Source organism: Agrobacterium sp. 22094 (assembly GCF_052046015.1).
In the GTDB taxonomy this organism is placed as follows: Bacteria; Pseudomonadota; Alphaproteobacteria; order Rhizobiales; family Rhizobiaceae; genus Agrobacterium; species Agrobacterium cavarae.
Window position 1 is genome coordinate 114,667 of sequence record NZ_JBQEPX010000008.1, and the last position, 23,997, is coordinate 138,663.

Annotated in this window: 18 protein-coding genes; 6 read left to right on the forward strand and 12 right to left on the reverse strand. The window is 58.6% G+C overall.

The features are described 5' to 3' along the window. Nucleotides 1–80: 80 nt before the first annotated feature. On the forward strand, nucleotides 81–2,219 hold the full coding sequence (locus ACTJK5_RS22550) for a sodium-translocating pyrophosphatase (RefSeq protein WP_440613274.1): 2,139 nt from the start codon (nucleotides 81–83) through the stop codon (nucleotides 2,217–2,219). A gap of 22 nt (nucleotides 2,220–2,241) precedes the next feature. Here the strand turns inward: ACTJK5_RS22550 and ACTJK5_RS22555 are convergent, their stop codons facing one another. The 7 genes from ACTJK5_RS22555 to ACTJK5_RS22585 are packed head-to-tail and all read right to left on the reverse strand — an operon-like array spanning nucleotide 2,242 to nucleotide 9,008. Beyond that, nucleotides 2,242–3,201 carry a sugar kinase gene (locus tag ACTJK5_RS22555; protein WP_440598731.1) on the reverse strand — a complete coding sequence of 320 codons (960 nt, stop codon included), beginning with the start codon at nucleotides 3,199–3,201 and terminating at the stop codon, nucleotides 2,242–2,244. A gap of 6 nt (nucleotides 3,202–3,207) precedes the next feature. Next, the gene (locus ACTJK5_RS22560; RefSeq protein WP_335323326.1) at nucleotides 3,208–4,266 is read right to left on the reverse strand and encodes an ABC transporter ATP-binding protein; all 1,059 of its coding nucleotides are present in this window, start codon (nucleotides 4,264–4,266) and stop codon (nucleotides 3,208–3,210) included. A 43-nt stretch (nucleotides 4,267–4,309) separates the two neighbouring features. Beyond that, nucleotides 4,310–5,131, reverse strand: a complete 822-nt coding sequence (locus tag ACTJK5_RS22565; protein WP_062423513.1) for a carbohydrate ABC transporter permease — start codon at nucleotides 5,129–5,131, stop codon at nucleotides 4,310–4,312. Then, nucleotides 5,131–6,069 (reverse strand): carbohydrate ABC transporter permease, encoded by a 939-nt coding sequence (locus ACTJK5_RS22570; protein ID WP_113179230.1) that lies wholly within the window; start codon nucleotides 6,067–6,069, stop codon nucleotides 5,131–5,133. The genes ACTJK5_RS22565 and ACTJK5_RS22570 overlap by 1 nt, the downstream gene beginning before the upstream one ends. Beyond that, complete coding sequence (locus ACTJK5_RS22575; RefSeq protein ID WP_440598730.1) at nucleotides 6,069–7,397, reverse strand: ABC transporter substrate-binding protein; 1,329 nt, start codon at nucleotides 7,395–7,397, stop codon at nucleotides 6,069–6,071. Before ACTJK5_RS22575 ends, ACTJK5_RS22570 begins: the two co-directional genes overlap by 1 nt. Before the next feature lie 54 nt (nucleotides 7,398–7,451). After that, nucleotides 7,452–8,111, reverse strand: a complete 660-nt coding sequence (locus ACTJK5_RS22580) for a GntR family transcriptional regulator (protein ID WP_062423510.1) — start codon at nucleotides 8,109–8,111, stop codon at nucleotides 7,452–7,454. Nucleotides 8,112–8,123: 12 nt separating this feature from the next. After that, nucleotides 8,124–9,008, reverse strand: a complete 885-nt coding sequence (locus tag ACTJK5_RS22585; RefSeq protein ID WP_440598729.1) for a dihydrodipicolinate synthase family protein — start codon at nucleotides 9,006–9,008, stop codon at nucleotides 8,124–8,126. Nucleotides 9,009–9,321: 313 nt separating this feature from the next. Here ACTJK5_RS22585 and ACTJK5_RS22590 point away from each other — a divergent pair, with 313 nt between their 5' ends. After that, the gene (locus tag ACTJK5_RS22590; RefSeq protein ID WP_440598728.1) at nucleotides 9,322–12,051 is read left to right on the forward strand and encodes a DNA translocase FtsK; all 2,730 of its coding nucleotides are present in this window, start codon (nucleotides 9,322–9,324) and stop codon (nucleotides 12,049–12,051) included. Nucleotides 12,052–12,072: 21 nt separating this feature from the next. On the opposite strand, the gene ACTJK5_RS22595 is transcribed toward ACTJK5_RS22590, so the two are convergent. Beyond that, nucleotides 12,073–13,020, reverse strand: a complete 948-nt coding sequence (locus ACTJK5_RS22595) for a DMT family transporter (RefSeq protein ID WP_440598727.1) — start codon at nucleotides 13,018–13,020, stop codon at nucleotides 12,073–12,075. A gap of 85 nt (nucleotides 13,021–13,105) precedes the next feature. Between ACTJK5_RS22595 and ACTJK5_RS22600 the strand changes: the two genes are divergently transcribed. Beyond that, a complete protein-coding gene (locus ACTJK5_RS22600) occupies nucleotides 13,106–13,585 on the forward strand; it encodes an Lrp/AsnC family transcriptional regulator (protein ID WP_111849888.1) in 480 nt (159 codons plus the stop codon). Between the two features lie 64 nt (nucleotides 13,586–13,649). Here ACTJK5_RS22600 and ACTJK5_RS22605 read toward each other — a convergent pair whose 3' ends face one another. Then, on the reverse strand, nucleotides 13,650–15,632 hold the full coding sequence (locus ACTJK5_RS22605) for a putative bifunctional diguanylate cyclase/phosphodiesterase (protein ID WP_440598726.1): 1,983 nt from the start codon (nucleotides 15,630–15,632) through the stop codon (nucleotides 13,650–13,652). A gap of 312 nt (nucleotides 15,633–15,944) precedes the next feature. Here ACTJK5_RS22605 and ACTJK5_RS22610 point away from each other — a divergent pair, with 312 nt between their 5' ends. The 3 genes from ACTJK5_RS22610 (at nucleotide 15,945) to ACTJK5_RS22620 (ending at nucleotide 18,624) form a co-directional block, all read left to right on the forward strand. Further along, on the forward strand, nucleotides 15,945–16,988 hold the full coding sequence (locus ACTJK5_RS22610; RefSeq protein ID WP_440598725.1) for a class I SAM-dependent methyltransferase: 1,044 nt from the start codon (nucleotides 15,945–15,947) through the stop codon (nucleotides 16,986–16,988). Between the two features lie 258 nt (nucleotides 16,989–17,246). Continuing rightward, nucleotides 17,247–17,618 (forward strand): DoxX family protein, encoded by a 372-nt coding sequence (locus ACTJK5_RS22615; protein WP_440598724.1) that lies wholly within the window; start codon nucleotides 17,247–17,249, stop codon nucleotides 17,616–17,618. 184 nt (nucleotides 17,619–17,802) lie between these two features. Continuing rightward, a complete protein-coding gene (locus ACTJK5_RS22620; protein WP_440613275.1) occupies nucleotides 17,803–18,624 on the forward strand; it encodes a bifunctional allantoicase/(S)-ureidoglycine aminohydrolase in 822 nt (273 codons plus the stop codon). Nucleotides 18,625–18,771: 147 nt separating this feature from the next. Here ACTJK5_RS22620 and ACTJK5_RS22625 read toward each other — a convergent pair whose 3' ends face one another. From ACTJK5_RS22625 to treY, 3 genes are all read right to left on the reverse strand, one after another. Further along, entirely contained in the window at nucleotides 18,772–19,566 is a 795-nt protein-coding gene (locus tag ACTJK5_RS22625) for a 2-keto-4-pentenoate hydratase (protein ID WP_440598722.1), read from the reverse strand. Nucleotides 19,567–20,043: 477 nt separating this feature from the next. Continuing rightward, entirely contained in the window at nucleotides 20,044–21,243 is a 1,200-nt protein-coding gene (locus ACTJK5_RS22630) for an MFS transporter (RefSeq protein ID WP_440598721.1), read from the reverse strand. Nucleotides 21,244–21,436: 193 nt separating this feature from the next. After that, nucleotides 21,437–23,965 carry a malto-oligosyltrehalose synthase gene (gene treY, locus ACTJK5_RS22635; protein ID WP_440598720.1) on the reverse strand — a complete coding sequence of 843 codons (2,529 nt, stop codon included), beginning with the start codon at nucleotides 23,963–23,965 and terminating at the stop codon, nucleotides 21,437–21,439. Nucleotides 23,966–23,997: the final 32 nt, after the last annotated feature.

Consider the following 23,997-nt stretch of genomic DNA (forward strand, 5'->3'; position numbering starts at 1 on the left):
CGTTTTGCGCCTCACGCCCCGCATGTGGTTTCGCCCGCCGGGGAAATGTGACGAACCGGCACAATGGGAGGTAAGTGCGAATGACCGTCATTGCATTGGTAATTTTATGCGGTGTCCTATCGATCGCTTATGCGATTTGGGCAACGAAGAGCGTTCTGGATGCCGATCAAGGCAATGAGCGCATGCGTGAAATAGCAGGCTATATTCGCGAGGGGGCTCAGGCCTATCTCGCACGTCAATATCTGACCATCGCAATCGTCGGTATCATCGTCACGATCGCTGCGTGGATTCTTCTCTCTCCGGAAGCCGCAGTCGGTTTCGTCATTGGCGCCGTTCTTTCCGGTGCTGCCGGCTTCATCGGCATGCATGTTTCGGTACGGGCCAATCTTCGCACGGCGCAAGCCGCATCCCATAGCCTCGCAGCCGGTCTCGATATCGCCTTCAAGTCCGGCGCCATCACCGGTATGCTCGTTGCTGGCCTGGCACTGCTCGGCGTCTCCATCTATTATTTCATCCTGACCTCGGTGCTCGGCCACCCAACCGGCTCGCGCGACGTGATCGATGCGCTGGTCTCGCTCGGCTTCGGCGCATCACTGATCTCGATCTTCGCCCGTCTTGGCGGCGGTATTTTCACCAAGGGTGCGGATGTCGGCGGCGACCTCGTCGGCAAGGTCGAGGCTGGTATCCCGGAGGACGATCCGCGCAACCCGGCCACCATTGCCGACAATGTCGGCGATAATGTCGGCGACTGCGCAGGCATGGCCGCCGACCTCTTCGAAACCTACGCGGTCTCGGTCGTGGCGACGATGGTTCTGGCGGCGATCTTCTTTGCCGGAGCGCCGGTGCTGGAAAACGCCATGCTCTATCCGCTCGCCATCTGCGGCGTCTGCATCCTGACGTCGATTGCCGGAACCTTCTTCGTCAAGCTCGGCACCAACAATTCGATCATGGGTGCGCTCTATAAGGGCCTGATTGCCACCGGTATCTTCTCGATTGCTGGACTTGCGGTCGCAACCTCGCTGACCATCGGCTGGGGTTCTATTGGAACCGTTGCCGGGATGGACATCACCGGCACCAACCTGTTCTTCTGCGGCCTTCTCGGTCTCCTGGTAACGGCACTGATTGTCGTCATCACCGAATACTACACCGGCACCAACAAGCGGCCGGTCAACTCCATCGCTCAGGCGTCGGTCACCGGCCACGGCACCAACGTCATCCAGGGACTTGCGGTCTCGCTTGAATCGACAGCACTCCCCGCCATCGTCATCGTTGGGGGCATCATCTCCACATACCAGTTGGCGGGCCTGTTCGGTACGGGCATTGCGGTTACCGCCATGCTTGGTCTTGCCGGCATGATCGTTGCGCTCGATGCCTTTGGCCCGGTGACGGACAATGCCGGCGGCATTGCCGAAATGGCGGGTCTCGACCCGGATGTGCGCAAGGCCACCGACGCGCTCGACGCAGTCGGTAACACCACCAAAGCCGTGACCAAGGGCTATGCCATCGGCTCGGCCGGTCTCGGCGCCCTCGTTCTGTTTGCGGCTTATTCCAACGACCTTGCCTACTTCGCTGCGAACGGCGCAACCTATCCCTACTTCCAGGATGTCGGCGAGATTTCCTTCAGCCTCTCCAACCCTTACGTGGTGGCGGGTCTAATCTTCGGCGGTCTGATCCCCTATCTCTTCGGCGGTATTGCCATGACCGCCGTCGGCAAGGCGGCCGGCTCCATCGTGGAGGAGGTTCGCCGTCAGTTCCGCGAGAAGCCGGGCATCATGCAGGGCACCGAAAAGCCAGATTATGGGAAGGCCGTGGACCTGCTGACCAAGGCAGCCATCCGCGAAATGGTCATCCCGTCACTTCTGCCGGTGCTGGCACCGATCGTCGTCTATTTCGGCGTGCTGCTGATTTCCGGCTCAAAGGCGTCTGCCTTCGCAGCCCTCGGCGCCTCGCTGCTCGGCGTCATCATCAACGGCCTCTTCGTTGCAATTTCCATGACCTCGGGCGGTGGTGCCTGGGATAATGCCAAGAAGAGCTTCGAAGACGGCTTTGTCGACAAGGATGGCGTGCGCCATATCAAAGGCTCGGACGCCCACAAGGCATCCGTCACCGGCGATACGGTGGGTGACCCCTACAAGGACACCGCCGGTCCTGCGGTCAATCCGGCTATCAAGATCACCAATATCGTGGCGCTGCTGCTGCTGGCGGTCTTGGCGGGTTGATATGAAAGAAGCGGGCCGCTCCTCAGCTTTGAGGGGCGGCCTCAGCCAACCAGGCGGTCATCGCCGCTTCCGCTTCGGCCCGCGTCGGCGTGCCTGTTCGCCCACCGAAAACCTGACACTTCAACGCTGCCGCCACGGACGACAGCTGGATGGCGGCACGGCTCTCGATCCCTTCCACTACAGCCAAGGCAAAGGTCCCATGAAACACGTCGCCAGCCGCGAGCGTGTCCACCGCTTCGATGGCCATGGTCGATTGAAAATGGATGGTCGGGTCGCCGGCTTCCGTCCAATAGCATCCTGAAGGCCCGGCGGTGACAGCAATGAATGTCTCCGGGTAGCGCCCATGTAAAACCGGCATCATGGCCGAAACATCGGATAGACCGGTCAGCCGTTCCGCTGCGGGCTCGGAAAAGATGATGTGGCTTGCAGCGGGTGCAAGCCGCTCCAACGTTTCCACCGGCGCAACATCCCCGTCCAGGATCGCGGGCTTGCCGAGTTGTCGCGCAACGGTCAGCACATCGAGCGCGAGTTCGGGCCAGCGCACGTCCACCAAAACGGCATCGAAGGCCGCTAGATCGGCTTTCGTGCAGGAGCGTTTATTCTCGTGCAGCCTGTGATCGTAGAAGGGGACGATCAGTCGCTCGCCCCGGTCATCGATCAGGATGGTGGAGAGCGCAGAGCGCGCACCCTTGGCGACCGTCATGCCGGACGTATCGATGCCGCTCTCCGACAGGTCGCGCAGAATGCGCGCGCCCGTCTCGTCATCGCCAACGGCGCCCCATAGGCTTGCCCGTCCACCCATGCGATGGACGGTGTAGGCGGCGCTCGATGCCATGCCCTCGGCGATTTGCAGCATTTCGTAAGGTAGAACCTTACCTTGGCCCGTCGGCATGTCATGTACGCGAAACAGCGTGTCCAGCACGGCCGCCCCGACGCAGAGTACGTGGCGGCCGTGGCCCTCTTCTTTATTCTCGCTTTGCATCGATGCTCAGATTCGCTTGCCGGTTTCCTTGTCGAACAGGTGCACCGAAGCGGGATCGATGGCAACACGAACCGTATCGCCAAAACGGATATCCAGCCGCTCGCGGAAGAGGCAGGCAATTTCCTCGCCATTGCAATTCAGTTTCGCATAGATTTCCGAGCCGGTGCCTTCCACCAGCTCCACCCGTCCCTCGATGCCGGTTTCGGCAGCGCGAATGTGCTCGGGGCGGATGCCGTAGACGAGGTCGCGCCCGCCAAGCGTCGCGGGATTGGCTGTTGGCGGCAGAGGCAGCGTCAGGCCCTTGGCGGTGCGGAAAACGCCTTCTTCGACACGGCCGCGAATGAAGTTCATGGCAGGCGAACCGATGAAGCCGGCGACGAAGAGATTGGCCGGGCGGTCGTAAAGTTCAAGTGGCGCACCGATCTGCTCGATGATGCCATCGTGAAGTACGACGATCTTGTCGGCCATGGTCATGGCTTCCACCTGGTCGTGCGTCACATAGATCGTGGTCGTGCCGATGCGCTGATGCATGGACTTGATCTCGCCCCGCATCTGCACGCGCAGCTTGGCATCCAGGTTGGAGAGCGGCTCGTCGAAGAGGAAGACCTGCGGATCGCGTACCAAAGCGCGGCCCATGGCAACGCGCTGGCGCTGACCGCCGGAGAGCTGGCGCGGGTAGCGATCCAGCAGCTTCTCCAGTCCAAGAATGCCAGCGGCCTTGTCTACCTTCGCCTTTGTCACGGCGGCATCGACCTTCTTGAGCTTCAGGGCAAAGCCCATATTCTCGGCGACTGTCATATGCGGATAAAGCGCGTAGTTCTGGAAAACCATGGCGATATCGCGGTCACGTGCCGGCAGGTGGCTCACCTCGCGTGCGCCGATATGGATTTCGCCGTCGCTCAGCTCCTCGAGACCGGCGATCATGCGAAGCAGGGTGGATTTTCCGCAGCCAGACGGGCCGACCAGGACGACGAATTCTCCGTCACGAATATCGATATCGATACCGTGGATGACATTGACCGCGCCGAAGCGCTTCTGGACATTCTGGATATTGACGGGTGCCATGATGATTATCCTGTAATAAAAGCCATTGCAGCGATCGGTCGGATCAGCCGCCCTTGACGGCGCCTGCGGTGAGGCCCGCAACGATCTGCTTTTGAGCAAACATGGTGAGCAACAGCACGGGCAACGTCACGATCAGCGCTGCTGCTGCGAGCGGACCCCAGCTGACCTGCTCGAAGGACAGCATGTTGTAGACCGCGACCGGCAGCGTTCGCGTTTCGCGACTGGCCAGCACAATGCCGAAGACGAAGTTGTTCCAAGAGAAGATGACGGCGAGGATGAAGGATACCACGATGCCGGGCTTGGCGATGGGCAGCGCCACGAGCCGAAACACCTGCCAGGACGAGGCACCGTCGATGCTCGCCGCCTCTTCCAGTTCCTTCGGCGTCGTCTCGAAATAGCCGATCATGATCCAGACGACGATCGGAACCGTCACCACCAGATGGATGATGATCTGCGGCCAGAGCGTGCCAAGCAGGTTCAGCCATTGGAACAGAAGGAACAGCGGAATGAGGAAGGAAAGGCCAGGCGTCATGCGCGCGATCATGATGACGATCGCTGCTTTTTCCGCCTTCAGCCGCGCAATGCCGTAGCCTGCCGGAACGCCGATCACCAGCGCGAGAATGGTGGCGGCACCCGTGACCAGCACGGAGTTCCAGAAATAGAGGAAGAAGTTGTTTTCCTCGAACACCTTCACATAGTTCGACCAGGCGAAGCGCTCAGGGATCAGGATCGGCGGATAGGCGCCGTTATCGATTTCGAATTTCAGCGACAGCGAAATCATCCAGAGGAAAAACAGGATGACGGGGGAGATCATCACCAGCGCAATGAAGAACAGGCCGATGCGGTCTAGGTTTCTGCGGGACATCAGCGATCCTCCATCTCGTTCCATTGGGTGCGCGCACGAACCATCAGAAGAACGAAGGAGAGCGCGATGATGACGATGAAGAAGACGACGGCCATGGCCGAGGCATAGCCGATGTCGTAATAGGCAAAGGCCGTATTGTAGAGGTAAATGTTGATCGTTTCCGATGCCGTGCCAGGGCCGCCTTGCGTCATCGCATAGATGATGTCGAAGCTCTTCACCGCATCGATGGAGCGGATGATGACGGCAATCATCAGGAACGGTGCGATCATCGGCATCGTCAGGTAGCGGAACTTTTGCCAGGCATTGGCGCCGTCGATTTCAGCACTTTCGTAAGGCTCGCGCGGCACGGCTGCCAGACCACCGAGAACGATGAGCATGACCAGCGGCGTCCATTGCCACGTTTCCACCAGAACCAGCGAGGGGATGACGGTGGACTGGTTGTAGATCCATTCCAGCGGGCCGATGCCGATAAAGGACAGAAGATAGTTCAGCACGCCGAGCTGCGGGTGGAACATCATCGTCCAGACCAGCGCGATGGCGACCGGGGTCGCCATCATCGGCATGACGAAAACGCCGCGCAGGAAACCGCGCAGCGGGAACTGCGCGTCGAACACAAGGGCAGCCAAGGTGCCGAGAAAGAGCGGCGCAACAACCGATAGGACCGTATAGACCAGCGTGTGCCAGAGCGATTCCCAGAACCGCGCATCACTTGCCAAGCGGATGTAATTGTCGAAACCGATGAAACTCTGCTCTTGCCCAAGCGTCCAGCGTTGCGCGCTCATCCACAGGGTAAAGACCCAAGGGAAGACGATCACCGCGCCAATGACGACGAGAGCGGGAATGACGAAAGGCCAGTAATTTGGAGCAAGCCGCGGCGGCTTGCTCCCCTGCGCGACCTTCGTCACCGCTGCATTATGTTCGATGCTGACAGACACCATTATCCCTCGCTGCGTGCCAGAACAGGTGCGAACTGTTCGGTCGCCTTCTTGAGTTCTGCGGCGGGATCTGCGCCACCGATCATGTTGGTGAGACCGACGCCGTAAATGTCGCGGAACTCGGTCACCGGAATGATGACCGGCAGCGCAAGCTTTGACACCTTGCCGGAACCGACCACCGCATCCAGCCATTCGGCTGGCATCTTCACGCCTTCACGCACCTTCGCGTCCTCAAGGATGGACTGGCGGAACGGAACGCCGGCACCGGCCTGCAGAAGACGCGCACCCATGTCGTGAGAGATTGCCCACTGGCAGAAGAGATAGGCCGCTTCCTTCTTGGTGCTGGCTTCGACGACGCCAAGGCCATCACCGAACGTACCAGCCGCTTGCGCTGCCGGACCCTTCGGCATCACGCCATAGCCGGTCTTGCCGACGACGCGGGACTTTTCCGGGTTTTCGATCGGCGGTGCGAAGCCAACGCCATCCAGCCACATGCCGATCTTGCCCTGAAGGAAGGCAGACTGCGCTTCGGCCCAGTTGAAGCCGGAAACGCCGGGAGGCGCGGCCTTGGTCATCAGACGCTGGTAGAGCTTGGCCGCTTCCACCGCTTCCTTGGACTCGGTGTTGATCTTGCCATCGGTAATCGGCTCGCCGCCGTAACCGAGCATCAGGGTGGTCCAGACCGGGGTGTTGGCGTTTTTCAGGCCGCGGGCAACGAAACCATAAGTGTTGGTGGACGGATCGGTGATCGCTTCTGCAGCGGCGACCAGTTCCTCGAAGGTCTGAGGATATTTGAGGCCCTTGGCTTCGAAGAGATCCTTGTTCCAGTAGAGAATCCAGTAATCCACCGAGAACGGCAGCGAGCGCAGGACGCCGTCGCTATCCTTGGCAAACTGCATGCCGGCTGTGGCAAAATCGCTTTCGACCAGCGACGGATCGGTGAGCGATGGGTCCTTCATGAAGCCACTGATATCGGCGAGCCACTTGCCCTTCTCGAACTGGCGCTTCTGAACGTGGTAGCTCAGGTGCACGACGTCGAAGCTCGGCTTGCCGGAGGACAGTTCGATGACGACTTTCTGGCGCTGCTGCTGTTCCGGCGTTGCCTCGGCATTGACCTTGATGCCGGTCAGCTCTTCGAATTCCTTGATGTATTTCAGAAGCGTTTCGCTGCGCGGGCTCTTGACCAGATTGACCTCGAGCGTTGTGCCGGCATGCTTCTTCCAGTCCACTGCGGCTGACGCGGAGCGCACACCGAACATGGCGGCGCCGCCAAGGGCCGCCGTGCCGGCCAGGAAGGCGCGGCGCGTTGGGCTGATAAATGAATGTGTCATGAAGTTCCTCCTCTTGACGCCGGGATCTCCTCATCCCGGCTTTATGGTGATCTCTCAAACCGCGAGTGCTCTGTCCCTCGCGCTACGAATATGGGCAACCAGCCTCTCGACCGCTTCGTCGACATCGCGTCGTTGAATGGCCTCGATGATGGCAAGGTGCTCAGCCATGACCGATTTGACATGGCCGGCGATGCGGAAGCGCTCCTGGTTGATCAGGCGCATCTTGATCGAATTGACGCGATAGGCGTTCGAGATGATCGAGTTGCCGAGCGCGTCGATAAAGGCGTCATGCATGCCCCAGTCCACGGCCTGGGCGCGTGCATCGAGTTCGGTCGAGCCGTTGCCGCTATTGGCAAGTTCGGCAATCTCCCGATGGTCTTTCAGCAGCGCCGCAATCGCGTCGTCGGAGGCGGTGCGGGTGAAATTCGCCACCGCTTCCTTTTCCAGCAGGATGCGAAACTGAAAGGCTTCGCGGATGAGGTTGATATCGATATGGGCGACCTGGAGGCCACGCTGTGGCACGGTCTTGATCAGCCCCTCAGCCTCAAGCCGCGGGATTGCCTCACGGATTGCGCCGAGAGGCAGCCCTGTCATCTCGACGAGCCGACGCTGGGAAATGAACTGACCGGGCCGGACGTCACGCGCGAGGAGATGGTGCGTAAAGCTTTCATACGCCTTCTCTCTCAACGTCGTCTGTTCGGCCACATCGTCCATTTATGATCCCTTTCAAGCCGCCTGTTTACTGAAGAGCGACCCGAATGCGGCTTCGATCTTTTTACGATCTTCTGCAGAAATGGAAACCAGCGGCGGACGCACAGTGTGCCAGATCGTCTCGCCGGTCACGTAGGACACAAGCACCTTCACCGCAGGCGTCACCGGGAACTTCAGCAGTTCGACGACGAGGTCCTGGACACGCTCGTCATCCTTGCCCTCGACTGCCATGGCGCGGATTTCAGCGGGTAAGAAGTTGGCGCAGCCGGAGATCGCACCCTGACCGCCCATACGAACGCCCTGGGCCAAATGACGCTCGTCGCCGATGAGGATGATCAGATCGCCATTTTCCTTCAGAAGCCGTTCCGTATGCGGCCAGTTGCCGGAGGAGTCTTTGACGCCAACGACGATACCGGGAAAAGCCTGCTTCAGGCGGCCGACAAGCTCGACCGACAGCGTCACCATTGTCACCGACGGAATATTGTAGACGAGGATGTCGCGCGCGGTTGATCCGATCTGCGAGAACACCGAAGCGAACCAGTCGAACAGACCGTCATCGCTGACATTCTTGAAGTAGGAAGGAGGTGCAAGGAGGATGTTGCGCACGCCGGCGTCGAGGGCGGCAAAGGCCTGGTCGGCAGCATCCTGCACCGAATCGACCAGAACGCCGACGACGATATTTTTCGGAGAGATACCGGCACTCAGGCATGAGGCGAGGATATCGGCCCGCTCGCGGGTGCCGATCGAGCTTCCTTCGCCGGTGGTGCCGAAAAGGGTGATGCTGTCACAACCCGACGACAAGGCACGCTCGGCCTGCTTGATCATTGCATCGATGGCAATCGTTCCATCTTGCATAAAGGGTGTCGTCAACGCTGCCGAGAGGCCGAATTTACCAGTCACGTCCATGCTCCTCCAAAACTGATGGAGATGTGATAAGACATTAACATGTCAGTTGTAAAGTCACCAATGTTTAGTTTGTTGTTATGAAGCGCAATGAATTGGGGAGAGGGAGGCCGGAGGGCGCCCTTACTGAGGATGGCAGAAAAAACCGTTTCAGCTTTAAGATAAAGCGGTAAGCGGGAAAGTGCTGGAATTGCGTGGCACGGTCGCCACAGCCAGCTTTAACTCTGTTGAAATTCGCGAGTTCGGCCGCTTTAGCAATAGGCGGTTAACCTTTATTTTTTATCTCAGTTGCTGTGCCAATTGTCCGTTTATGATGAGTGTACAGGCTGTCATGCGTTTTCCCCGATCCAATTTTAATAATCCAGGCAATGCGATAGAGGGGGGAGAGGCTGAATCGGCAGACAACATGGTTCAGCATCCCCAAATCCCGGCCGCGCCGGCGCAAAGCTTGACGAAGGCTGAGCGCGCCGCCGTGGGTCGTAACGCCGATCAGATCGCTGCCAATGCGATTGAAGGCCGCCCGGATATGCCCGGCTGGCAGAACGCGTTCACGCTCGGCCCGAATGTCCGCTTTTCCCGCACGCCGCAGAGCATCTTCTCCAGGAAGAACGCTGCCGGTGAAGACATCGTCGCAGAGCAATCAGCAGAACAGGGCGAGGGGGAGTCTCCCGTGGTTGAAGATGCCGCCCAGGCGTCTGCGACTTCGACTGAGAAACAGTCGGCACCGGTGGAGCGCCGCATCGCAAAGCCTGCAGTGCTGCCGCAGCCGCCAGGTGCCACGGGTGCCAGGGCTCTCAGCTATCGTCTGCGTCGCGAACTGGCATTGCGCCAGCAGCAGGAACTAATGCAGCAGGCCGAAGCCGGTACATCGGTGGAAGCCCCGGTCCAGCCAGTCGCGATCGAAGCGAGGCGCGAGACCGGTGCCGCCGAACAGATCGATGTCGCCTGCTTCCCGGCAGAGCACCAGCACAAGCCCACGCTCGACGTGCCATCCTTCGCTGCCCACCTTTCCGACGACATGTTCTGGGAAGTCATGAACCTCGACGTCGAGGGCACGATTGCACCGGACCGTCAGCCCATGCGCCTGTCTGAACTGGCAAGGCTGAAGGCGCAGCGTCTCGCCGCGACAAAACTCACCGCAGTTGAGCAGCAGCCGGCCCCCATCCGTGTTCCGCTCTTGCGCCAGGCACGCGCGGTCGAGCCTGTCGTCATTCGCCAGCAGCCCCGGCCAAGCCTGCCTGCCACGCCGGCAGCGGCCGAGTTGAACGGATCGGCCGTCTCGCTTTATCGCGAAGTCGGTGTTCGTGGCTATCAGCCGGCCCAATCCGAGCCGGCAGAGATCGTTGAGGCGACGCCGGTCGATGAGGCCGTCCCTGTAGTCGATGTTGTTGAGCCGGTTGCGATTGAGGCGCCGTCGCCGCGCCGCGAAATCCGCACGGTTGCTCGCAACAATCAGCCAATGTTCCTCGATGCACCTGTCTTCGGGGAAGGCGAATATGAGTATCCGCCAATCGACCTTCTGCAGCCACCGCAGGTACAGCAGACGACGACAATGACGCCGGAAGCGTTGGAGCAGAGCGCAGGGCTTTTGGAAAGCGTGCTTGAGGATTTCGGCATCAAGGGCGAGATCATCGATGTGCGCCCTGGCCCCGTCGTGACACTTTATGAATTCGAGCCAGCCCCGGGCGTCAAGTCGTCGCGCGTCATCGGCCTGTCGGATGACATTGCCCGCTCCATGTCGGCGCTATCGGCCCGCGTGGCGGTTATTCCTGGCCGCAACGTCATCGGCATCGAATTGCCAAACCCGGTGCGCGAGACTGTCTACTTCCGCGAACTGATCGAATCCCACGACTACGCCGATACGCGGATGAACCTGGCGCTCTGCCTTGGCAAGACCATCGGTGGCGAGCCGGTGGTGGCTGAACTCGCCAAGATGCCCCACCTTCTGGTGGCTGGTACGACGGGCTCAGGTAAGTCCGTTGCCATCAACACCATGATCCTGTCGCTGCTCTACCGGTTGAAGCCGGAAGAATGCCGCCTGATCATGGTCGATCCCAAGATGCTCGAGCTTTCCGTCTATGACGGTATTCCGCATCTCCTAACTCCCGTCGTTACCGATCCGAAGAAGGCCGTCATGGCGCTGAAATGGGCGGTGCGCGAGATGGAGGATCGCTATCGCAAGATGTCGCGCCTCGGCGTTCGCAATATCGACGGCTACAATGCGCGCGCTGCCGCTGCTCGCGCCAAGGGCGAGACGGTGATGTGCAACGTCCAGACCGGTTTCGACCGCGCAACGGGCGAGGCAGTCTACGAGCAGGAGGAAATGGACCTTACGGCCATGCCGTACATCGTCGTCATCGTCGACGAGATGGCCGACCTGATGATGGTGGCTGGCAAGGAAATCGAAGGCGCGATCCAGCGCCTGGCACAAATGGCGCGTGCCGCCGGTATCCACCTGATCATGGCAACGCAGCGTCCCTCGGTCGACGTCATCACCGGCACGATCAAGGCGAATTTCCCGACGCGCATCTCCTTCCAGGTCACCTCGAAGATCGATAGCCGCACGATCCTGGGCGAACAGGGCGCCGAACATCTTCTCGGCCAGGGCGATATGCTACACATGATGGGCGGCGGACGCATCGCCCGTGTTCACGGACCCTTCGTCTCCGACGAGGAAGTCGAAAAGGTCGTCGCACATCTGAAGACGCAAGGCCGTCCGGAATATCTGGGCACGGTGACGGAAGATGCCGATGAGGCCGAGGACGGCGAGGATGAGGACAGCGCCGTCTTCGACAAGACCGCCATGGCCGAAGACGATACGGCCGACCTTTACGAGAAGGCCGTGAAGGTGGTCCTGCGCGACAAGAAGTGCTCGACCTCCTACATCCAGCGTCGACTGTCGATCGGTTACAACCGCGCGGCATCGCTGGTGGAGCGGATGGAGCAGGAGGGCATTGTCGGTCCCGCCAACCATGTCGGCAAGCGCGCCATCATCATTGGTGAGCGGGATGCTCACGAGGTACCCGGCGCTGGCGACTGAGAGTGGGTCGCTAGCCCGATTTTAAAGCGCTCGCCGCGAAGCAGTATGCTCTCGTGGCGGCGCGTACTGCTTGCTGAAAATGGTGATCGCGGAGCAGACGCCGATGATCTGCATCGCTGCTCCGATCGCTTCGGTGGGTGTGGGAAACCGACCTTCGAAAATGAAGCCATAGGCGAGACCAAAGATCGTTTCCGCTACGATAAGTTGGGCCGCGAGAGCCAGCGGCAATCGTTGAGATGCAACGACCCAGCACCAAGTAGCGAGCCACGATCCAGCCAATCCCATGACGAGCGCCCATGAGAAAAACCTGAAGGCTTCCGCCGAAGTTGCCGTATGAGCTAAATCGAAAGAGGCCAGTGGCAACAGCAGTATGCTTCCCATGGCCGCGCCAACGCCTTGCAACCCCGTCCACTTTAGGCCGTCTGGCGCGTCTGGAGACCGCATGACGGCCGCGTTCACCAGACCATAGACGATCCAGATGGCCAACGCTGCAGAGCTGGCAGTCACTCCGAGCAGGATTGATGTCACATCATCCAAGCTGGCGGCGTTGAGCGCTGCGACATTCACAAGCGCCACACCGAGTACGATCAGCGCAAGGGGCAATGCGACAATTCTCCACGGAGCGGAAGCGTCCTGAAAATTGGCGATGATGGCTAGGATGACCGGCATGGTGCCGATGATAACCGGTGGAACCGCCGCGCCAGCAAACTTCACGGCAAAGGCTGCGCTGATGAAGTAGCCGACATATCCCGCGCTACCCAGCAGAAGTCCTATCAGAAGGCGAAAGGGCGCGATGCCTTCAGGCCGGAAACGTCGATCGATCATTAGCAACAGGCAAGCGAGCCCGAAAATTCCATAACGCGCAATTGTCAAATCCCACGTCGTAAAAGGCTCAACCGCCCGAGGGGCGATGAAGGTGAGGCCCCATAAGGCGCAAGTGACGAGGCCTATTACGATCCCAAGCAGCATAGCTTTCTCCTAGTTGAGAAATCATCCTATGCGGCTTGACGGATTTATATGGAGTTTCTGAGCCTGGCGGCGTATTGTCACCGCCATGTCGAAGGCAAAAGCGGTTCCTAACCTTCAAACTGAAAAATCCTCGCTCGATGCGATTGACGTGCAAATCGTCTCGGCACTCGATTCCGACGCTCGCCTTTCGATGAGTAAACTTGCCGGCATCGTTGGAATGTCTGCGCCAAGCGTCGCGGAGCGGGTTCGGCGCTTGGAAACATCCGGCATCATTCGGGGGTTCAATCTTGATCTGGACCCGAGGGCGATCGGCTATCAGGTGCGGGCTATGGTGAGAATTCGGCCATTGCCCGGCAAGCTTCATCTTGTCGAGCGACTGATTCAGGAGACGCCTGAGTTTGTCGAGTGCGACAAAATCACTGGCGACGACCCTTTCCTAGCTCGTCTTGTGGTGCATTCTATTGAGCAGATGGATGATGTTCTCGAAGCCCTTTCGGAACACGCTGTCACAAGTACCGCCGTCATCAAGGGAACGTCTGTAAAACGGCGCTTGCCGCCGCTGTAGACGTAAGATTAGCACTGGTGCGGCGGTTGCGGATAGCCCTCGGCAAGCCCATTCGGAAGAGGTGCTAACGGGCACCCTTCACGCCATTCGCTCCCGACACCTCGAAGGCATCGGCAGGTACCGGGCGGCCGACGAAGTAGCCCTGTACGTGGTCGATCCGGAACTGGTGCATCAGGTCCAACTGCTCGACGGTCTCCACACCCTCGACCAGGATTTTTGGTCCGCGGTTGCGGATGAGGCCGATGATGTCCTTCAACATCATCCGGCCCCGAGGCGTCGCGCCATCGTGGAGGAAGGACTTGTCGACCTTGACGGTGTCGAAATCGATCAGTCTCAGCCAGGAGAGACCGGCAAAGCCAGTGCCGAAATCGTCCAGCCACATCTTGATTCCGAGCATCCTAAGATCGCTGATGCAGCGCAGGACATCAGAATCCATGTCCATCTCGAGACCTTCGGTGATTTCGAGAGCCAGTTGCCCGCCTGAAATTCCGAGTTCTCCCAAAATGGCGGCGACTGAGGTGGCAAAACCCGGGCGCTTGAGCTGGATGGGGGAGACGTTGACGCTGACGACCTGCACCTTGCCGCTTTGCAGCATCTGCTGGCAGGCGGTTCGGATCGCCCAAAGCCCGAGATCGGTAATCTTGCCGATCCGCTCCGCTATCGGGATAAAGATGCTAGGGGGAACCTGCGTGCCGTCCAGCAGTCTGAGGCGCATCAGGGCTTCGGCTGCCTGGACACGATCGGTCACGAGGCTGCGGATCGGCTGATAGACCAATGAAACGAGATCCTGCTGAATGGCAATATCCAACAGGGCGGCGACATTTTCCGTATCGTCGCTGGTCAGTGGATCGTCGGGGTCGAAGAGCTTGATCCGGTTGCGCCCGCTTTCCTTGGCAAGATAGAGCGCCCTGTCGGCCTCGTGGATTACGCGCTCCAGTTTCGGCATCGGGATCGGGCGTGCATAGGATGCCCCAACGCTGACGGTAATGACGGAGGTGCCATCGCGTCGGCGTTCATGAGCGAGACAAAGATTTTCGACCGTGCGGCGGAGAAGCTCGGCAACCTGTTCGATCTCCTGATGCGTTTTGTAGCGCATGAGCGTGATGAACTCTTCTCCACCATAGCGTCCTACCACGGCATCGTAGTCGCTCATTGCTGCCTGGAGTGTGTGGGCAACCTGGACGAGACAACGGTCGCCCTCCTGATGGCCGTAATAATCGTTGTATTTCTTGAAGAAATCGACGTCGATGAGAAAGACCGCGAAACTCCGCTTCGACGTGATCCAGTCGCTCCACAGGCGGCGCAAATGGGCGTCGACCGCGCGCCTGTTGGCAACGCCGGTCATTGGGTCGGTATTGGAAAGCCTCAACAAGGCCTCGCCGCGATCGTCGGCCTCGCGCTGGCGAACCTTTGCCTCGACAGTGCTTAGGAAGACGCGGGTGCGCTCCCGATTGAGGCGCCAGTTCACATAGGAGGTGAAGCTGAAGCAGGCGAGATAGAAGGTGCCGAACGCGATCTGATAATAGATGTCTTTGTGCAGGAAGCTCAGCGCTACGAAAAAGATCACGAGGATGACGCCGGATGCAAACAGCGAGAGTGCAAAGTTGAAGGTGAAAAACAGGTTCGCGCCCATCATGAAGATCGCGCCGAAGACCATGTAGTAGGACATGTTGATGGTGTAGGCCGTCATCAACGCTGGCAACAGCCAGCCGAGATAACCGCAGACCAGCGCCGCAGCGCAGGTCACATCCATGAGGTCGGTTCTCGTTTCCACTCTCACCTGTGTTTCCAGGATCAGCAGGGCAGCAATGCCAACGACGAAGCGAGCAAAAGTCGTGTGAACGGAGACATCCGGAACGAGAAGCACATCCGTGACGGAAAACAGCAGATAGATCAGAACGGCAACCCAGAGACCCTTACGGATTGCCACTCGGCGTTTGACGTCGGCCTCTTCGAAGAAGTGCTGCCGCACGAGCGTCTCGGCGCCGGTGCGAGATGCATCCGCCTGCAGATCGAGCTCCACACTATGTGCCAAACTGTGCTTCATGCACGTTCCTAAAGTTGTACGAATTTTCAGCGAGCGATCATGCTCACCTGATAAATTCCAATGCTCGGTCTGCTCCACCCCCAACCGTCCGTCCTCTCCCTTTGCGGAAACGGGGAAGCTTGCGCAATATTCATACTCGCATGCCGATTAAGTTTGTTTGAATCCTACTCGTGTAATTTTAGTCATTAGTCATACCTTAATAGTTAAGTCCTAGAAAAGAATTCCTCTTCCCTGGTTTTCCAATCGTCGGTGCTGCGCTGGCATGCCGTCGATTAATCTAGTATTAACAATGGCTTATAAGGGGATTTCTTAGTGGCTCGAAACAATCGTATCGCGCTGGACGGGCAAAGCTTGGTCACGCCGGATTCAGTTTCAAAGGAACTGCTGACGCAAAATGAAAGCAACTCGCAACGCGATCTTGCTGTTGCGGAAGCAGAAGTGGCACTTATTCTCAACCTGGCACACCAACAGTTTCTTGCCGGTGGCGCGCCTGCAACCATAATACACGCGGTTGCGGGCAGGCTGCATCAAATGCGTAGAAAATACGACTATAGCGTGTGGACTGAGCTTCTGCCGCTCATCCAGCATCATCCTGTTGCCGATTATTTCCTCGAAGATCCCTTCACCCGATGGTCCTTCGAAAAGCCGCGTGGTTATTCCGGCGATGCGCAGCTTCTGGACTTCATCTACGGCCACGACAGTGTCGCCGACCCACTTGCAGCGGCCTCTCCTTTGGGTACCGCCCTCTATGACTATACCCGCGAGGCGTCATCCTCCGTCGCGGTTCGCGAACGGCGCGATATTCTGACGCGTTACGTCGATGACATTGCGCAGGAGAAAGGGTCGGAGACCGAGATCCTCACGATCGCAGCCGGTCATTTGCGCGAGGCAAACCGCTCGCAAGCGCTTGCCTCGAAGGGGATCAAGCGCTGGGTTGCTCTCGATCAGGACCCCTTAAGCATCGGCTCTATTGCGCGCGACTTTGCCGGCACGTGCGTCGAAGCTGTCGACGGTTCGGTCAAAGATCTTCTTGCCCGCTCCCACGATCTTGGACAATTCGACTTCGTCTATGCCGCAGGTCTTTATGATTATCTGACGGATAAGGTGGCAATCAAGCTGACGCAGAGATGCCTCGATATGCTGAAACCCGGCGGCACCTTCCTCTTCGCCAATTTCGCTGAAGACATTGCCGTCGATGGCTACATGGAATCCTTCATGAACTGGACGCTGCTTCTGCGCAGCAAGGCGGATATGTGGAAGATCATCAATGCCAGCATCGCTCCGTCCCTTGCCGAGAGCGAGGTCTTCCATGGGCAGAACCACAACATTGTCTACGGCGTGATCAGAAAGCTCTGAAAATCCAAATGACCTCACCGTTTCGATGAGAAGAGAGGCTGAGGCCATTTTAGCCTTCATGGTTCAGATCGACGAGCGATAGTGTTCGTCGATCTGAACCATCGACCCTGACCAATCCAACGACATTCCAAATGGTCGCGCCTTTTAGCCTTGATACCGGGGCTTGTTTGTTATCCAAGCCCAGTATTGGTGATTGTCGCGCTCACCATAATCTGTAAAATTTCATCTCGGGGCACATTATCTCCTGAGGGGACGATCATGATGGTTTGTGCGGGACGCGTCATTTCGGCGCTCGTTGTTCTTTTTTTGCTTGTCGATGCTTACACAGGGCTGTTTGCGGCACAGACGCTGAAGGCGGAGAGGGATGCCACGGGCTTTCCTCCCAACCTTGTGCCCGCCATCGGGATCATCGCGCTGATTTGCGGCGTCCTCTACGCTATCCCGGCCACGTCGGTGATCGGCGCCGTTCTGACGACAGCCTTTCTCGGTGGTGCGATCTGCACCCACTTTCGCGTCGGAGAGATTTTGAGCCCTCCTCAGATCGTTTGTCTGGTGGTGGGCGTTGCCGCCTGGGCGGGGCTTTATTTTCGCGATAGCCGCATGCGGCAGCTCATGCCTTTCAAGGTCTGAGGGAACAAGATCCCGGCTTCGAGCGAGCGAGCGCGCTATCGCATCGCACGGCGCAATCTCGGTGCTTCAAAAAATCGAAGAAGTCTGGAAATCGCGCTGGCGAGTGGAATGATTGCGGGGTAATCCTAGCTGCGAACAGGCCACGCGATGCTTGTGGCTCGATATGGAATCGTTGGAGTGCATGATGGAAAAGAAGCGTTACTACTCTGATTTTGGCGGGTTGCCAGGGCAGACGGAGCTGCTTTCCAGCAAAGCGGTGTTCACCACCGCCTATGCGGTCATTCCAAAGCGGGTCATGTCCGACATCGTCACCAGCGTGTTGCCGCACTGGGCCGATACGCGCGCCTGGATCATCGCCCGGCCGATGACCGGATTCTCCGAGACTTTCGCACAGTATATCATGGAAGTGCAGCCGGGCGGTGGAAGCGACAAGCCGGAGCCGGATGCGCGCGCCCAGGCGGCGATCTTCATGGTCGATGGCGAGATGACGATCACCTTCGAAGGCCAGGAGCACGCTCTTCGCTCGGGCTCGTTCGCCTACATCCCGACGGGAAGCCAATGGTCGCTGCGAGCCAAGGGCGGCTCGGCTGCGAAATTCCACTGGGTTCGCAAGGTGTTCGACAAGGTTGAAGGACTTGAGTTGCCGCCAGCCATCTTCACGCATGAGGACGAGCATGAACTCTCCGCCATGCCGGACACCGATGGCAAGTGGGCAACCACCCGCTTCATCGATCCGGCGGATGGCCGTTACGACATGCATCTCAACATCGTCACCTTCGAACCCGGCGCGACCATTCCTTTCATGGAAACCCACGTCATGGAGCACGGCCTTTTCGTGCTCGAAGGCAAGGCGGTCTATCGCCTCAACGATGATTGGGTGGAAGTCGAAGCGGGTGACTTCATGTGGCTGCGTGCTTACTGCCCGCAGGCCTGCTACGCCGGTGGCCCAGGCCGTTTCCGCTATCTTCTCTACAAGGACGTCAACCGTCACGTGAAGCTGTGGTAGTCGTCGCAGCATCGTCCTGAAAACCGGCGACGTTTGAGATCAAGGCTCAGGAGCGCGCCCACGAAAACGGGCGCTATATCTGCTTTGAGCTAGTGCATTCTGCTTTCCCAAAATCGTCTCCGATTTTGGGCGGATGCTTTAGAGGTGTCAGCCAGGGATTTGGATGTCCATTTCGCCGATCCCTTCCCAGCGAGCAGTGATCCGCGTTGCGTCACCAATGCGGATCATCCCGCACAGGCTGCCTGTGGTGATCACCTGACCACGCTTCAACCCGCCCAAGTGATCGTTCTGCGCATTGGCGTAGGCGAGAAGAGGTCCAACCGGGTCCATTTGCGGATGCGCCGGGATGGCGCCGAAGAGCACGTCGTCCTCCGCCTCGACCATGAGCGGTGGCAGGTTCGGGTCCTGAAGGGCAAGCGCCTCCATGACGGAGGCGTCGATGGCCGGTCCGAGCACGAAGGAATGGTTGGCAAGCCTGTCGGCGAGGAACAGCGGAAACGGCACGCGATTTTCTTCCGTCAACCGATAGCTGACGAACTCTGCGCCGAGATTGATGGATTCGACCGCTTCCAGGATCGTCTCGCGCGTATAGGTCTCGCCGAGCGGCAGCGCGGGTAGATCCTCGGCAAGCACGAAGCAGACTTCGATTTCGATGCCGACGGCACCGGGCTTCGGGACTGTCAGCGTGCTGTCCTGCACCTCGTCATAAAGATCGAGAAGGGGGGCTGCGACCGGGCGACCATTGTTCAGACCAAGCTTCCAGCCGGCAACGTCCTTGCCGATCGTGCCGACAGCCAACGCTTGCACGGCCATCGCGCTATCGATCGTTGGCGGGATGAGGTCTCGGCTTTCGAGCTTCTCGGCGCTGATGGACGACTGTCGTGCTTCCGCTTCAGCCAGAATCATACCGAGTCTGATATTCGCTTCCGTGATCGTCGTCATATATTTCCCCGCAGGTCCGGCTTTCACAGCTTCATTACAGGCAAATCTCACGCTGACAAGAGAACGGCGCAAGGGCCGGGAAACAAAAGGCCGGTCGTCAACACAATATTAAGCATGTAGTTACGTCGGTCTACATGCCCGTCACGGATAAACCGTAGCCGCTAATACAGCTTCTCCTGTTGCTTGTCGCAGTAACGATCTGAATATTTTCAAGCATCTACCGCCAGGAAGTCCTTAACATAAAGAGGCTCGTCGCCAGCTTTCACACTCTGATCATCTGGCTAACTTCGGAAGATGTGGCTCTGAGGACCCGAGGCAAGACCTAGAGGATTTGATCTTGAAAAATGCCGCAGGCTTAGCGTGCCGCGCGTTCGATTGGACGCACAGCACTGTACCTCTTTGATTTGACGCATCGGCCCGAAAATTGAGTCCGATTTTCGGGCCGATGCAGTAGAGACAGCCGGCGGCTTCTTCACCTCAGATACGGCGGCCGGGCAGTTGCGGCAGAAGAACGGTCAGCAGGCCCAGAAGCGGAAGATACGAGCAGATTTGATACACAAATTCTATGCCCTGCCGATCGGCGAAGACGCCAAGGACCGCAGCACCAATCCCGCCGAAGCCGAAGGCAAAGCCAAAGAACATGCCTGCAACCAACCCCACGCGACCCGGTACCAGTTCCTGCGCGAAAACGACGATCGCGGAAAAGGCAGACGAGAAGATAAAGCCTATGACGACCACCAGAACCGCTGTCCAGAGGAGGTTGGCATAGGGCAGGATCAGGGCAAAGGGTATGACGCCGAGGATCGAGAACCAGATAACGACGCGAGAGCCAAAACGGTCGCCGATCGGGCCGCCAAAGAAGACGCCGGCAGCGGAAGCGCCGAGGAACAGAAACAGCAGGATTTGCGCATTCTGCACCGAGACACCGAACTTCTCGATGGTGAAGAAGGTGAAGTAGCTGGAAATGCTGGCAAGATAAGCGTTTTTCGTCGCGGTCAGAACCACGAGAACGGCAAGCGTCATCAACACCTTGTTGCGGGGCAGCGGCAACTCACGGCTGACAGGTCGTTTTCCTGCCGCGCTGCGCCGATGGCGGCTGTACCAGATACTGACCCATGACAGGATCGCAAAGCCGGTCAGCGCAATGATCGAAAACCAGCTGAGAACCTCCTGGCCTCTCGGAATGACGATGAAGGCCGCAAGCAGTGGTCCGATTGCCGTGCCCGTATTGCCGCCCACCTGGAAGAAGGATTGTGCCAGACCGTGGCGTCCACCGGAGGCGACGCGCGCCACACGGGAGGCTTCAGGATGAAAGATCGCCGAGCCGACGCCGATCAGGCAGGCTCCAAGCACCAGAACCGGGAAACTATGGGCATAGGCAAGGGTGATCAGGCCCGTGCAGGTGGAGAGCATCGCGGCAGGAAGCGAAAACGGCATGGGCCACTTGTCCGTCGCGACACCGACAGCCGGCTGTAACAGCGACGCCGTGACCTGGAAGGCGAAGGTCAAAAGCCCGATCTGCCCGAAGTCGAGCGCATAATTGGCTTTGAGCAGCGGATAAAGCGATGTCAACAGCGACTGCATGATGTCGTTCAGCATGTGGCAGAAGCTTGCCGCTGCGATAATGGAAAAGGTCGTTACTTCGGGGGTGAAGCCGGGATTGGTCACTCTGGCCATGAGGGGATCTCCAAACACGCGCTTGCACGCGTTTGCCTCTTCTGAGAGTTCGGGCCCTCATGTTCAAGGTCAAATTTCCGGATTTCGTGTATTTTAGGAAAATAAGATTTGCCTAAGATATTTTTTTCTTCGGCCAAACCGATCGCGAGCGCAGCTTCGGTTTTGAAAGCCGAAGCTGCGATAGATTCGATGATCAAACCGTCCCGAAAACCAGGAAAGGGTGACCTTCATCGGACGCGACCAATTTCAGAATATCGCTCGTTTCGATCTGATCTTCCGTCCACACGTTTCGGAGCCGCTTGTTTTTCAGCGCCGCCGGAAGGTCTACGGTAGCGTCGCCAAGCGTTGGCGGAAGGGCCCGACCCTCGCCATGGCCAAGCGTGAAGCGTGGGAGAACGACGAGCACGGCCTTCTCACCGTTCACTCTTGCAAAGGCGATCAGCTTCCTGCCGGACCCGGTTGTGGCTTCAAGCGGCACATAGTCTCCGTCGTTGAAGAGGTCAGGCTCCGATTGCCGCAGGCGGAGCAGCGCGGCGGTGACATATTGCTTCAGCGAACCGTCATACCAGGCGGAGATATCGGCCGCATCCGGCTTGCGTCCTTCTGCCAGTCGTTTTGACAGGGTATCATAATCCGGTTCGCGGCGATTGTCGGGGTCGACAAGGCTGAAATCGAAGCCTTCGCTTCCCTGATAGATGTCAGGAATGCCAGGCGCCATAAGCTTGATGATCGTCTGGGTAAGGCCGTTTGCAAGCCCGGCCTCGATGAAGGGTTTTATGGTCTCGGCAAAGCGCGTCAGGAAATCTTTGTTGTCTTTCGAAAAAAGGTGCGAGGCATAGCCCAGAACAGCCTCTTCATACGCCTCGTTGGAGTCACCCCAGTCGGTCCTGAGTTTTGCCTCACGCAGCGCTTTCTCCAGATAGGTAAGGAAGCGCTCTCTCAATTCCTCGACCGTCTTGTCGTCATCGGCGGCGAAGCGCGGAGGGAGAAAGCCGGCGAGCGCCTGGTAAATCATCCACACGACTTCAGGTTCAGGAGCAGGGCCATCTGTAAGCTGCTGAACAGCCTTGGCATTCGTTGCACGCCATTCCTCAACGGCTGCAATCCAGAGTTCAGGTGCTTCCGACAGCGCATAGAGGCGGGCTCTCGCATCTTCGCCACGCTTCGTGTCGTGGGTGGAGGTGCTTGAAATCCCCATGGGCTGCCGTTCCTTGCGGATCCGCATTTCCTCATGAAAATGATCGAGAGAAAAATCAGGCTGGATAGGCTCAGCGCCGACCTCATTCAGGCCAAGCAGCATGTTGTGACGGAAAAACAGCGTATCCTCGATGGACTTCGCCATGATCGGGCCGGTCAATTGCTGGAATTTGGTACGGAAAATCACCGCATCCTGCGCCGCAGAGGTTGGCACGTCGCCCTTGAGGATGCCGTTGACCAAGGCAAGCGCCTCGATCGAAACGGGATGGCCAGCGTCCCCAATGCCTTCAATGACCTGGTCCAGGAGGGCCTTGTCGTCCGCGCGCATGCCCTCAAGCGTTCCGTAGGTGCGGTAGACCGGGAAGGCGATCAGCATTTCGCTAAGCGCGTCTTTCAGTTCGTTTTCCGTCGTAGGGCGTCCTGCTTGCTCGGCAATCTTGGCTGCCAGTTTCACCAGGACGGTGACCTCACCCTCGAAGTTCCTGCTGGCCATCAAGAGCTTTGCGGCGCGCAACTGCTCCTTCGCATCGACTCGTTTTTCTCCGAGACCTGCATAGGCGGATTGCAACACCTTAAGTTTCGCGCCATCCACCAGGGCATGGCTGAGGGCGGCGACGAACTCGTAACCGGTCGTACCAGAAACCGGCCAGTCGGCTGGAAGCTGTTCGCCTTCGCCCAGGATTTTCTCGACGACGATATAGCAGTCCGGTCCTGCGGCCTGCCGCAGCCGGTCGAGATATCCCTTCGGATCCGCAAGACCATCGATGTGGTCGAGACGCAGGCCTTGAACGGCACCGCTGCGCACCAGTTCGAGGATCAGCCGATGACTATCCTCGAAGACCGCCTCGTCTTCCACCCGCACGCCAGCAAGTCCCGTGACCTCGAAAAAGCGTCGATAGGACAGGTCACGCGCCGCATCCCGCCACGACATTAGCCGGTAGGGCTGTTGCTCATGCAGTTGCGAAAGCGAAGCCTTGTCCGAAATCTTCAAAATCTCGTCTTCACGCCCGTCATATGTCGCCGGGTTCAGCGGAAAGAACGATTCGAAGTAAGCCAAACTTGGCTTGCCCGTCTTCGGATCGGGCTTGATGGTCAGATCGCCCGCCTCCAGCACGGCCTCAAAATCATCGCCGAGAACCGGCAACGTCAAGCGCCGCGACCAGTCGATATCGAAATGGCGCGCATATCGGCTTTCCGCGCCGTGTCCGATCACATCCTTCCACCAAGGGGTCTCAAGCGATGCCGCCATGTGATTGGGAACGATATCGAGAATGAGACCGAGCCCCGCATCCTTCAACGTCTCGACCATGCGGTCGAAGCCAGCTCGGCCGCCAATCGCAGGATCGATTTCGTTCGCGTCGGTGACATCGTAGCCATGTGTCGATTCCGATGTCGCCGTGAAGATCGGTGACGCATAGAGATGGCTGATCCCGAGCGTTTTCAGATAGGGCACGAGCGCGCTCGCCCGATCGAAGGTCATGCCGTTGCGGAATTGCAGGCGATAGGTGGCGATCGGAAATTTCATGCGACAATCCCAAAAGTGGCCGCTGCTTTGGC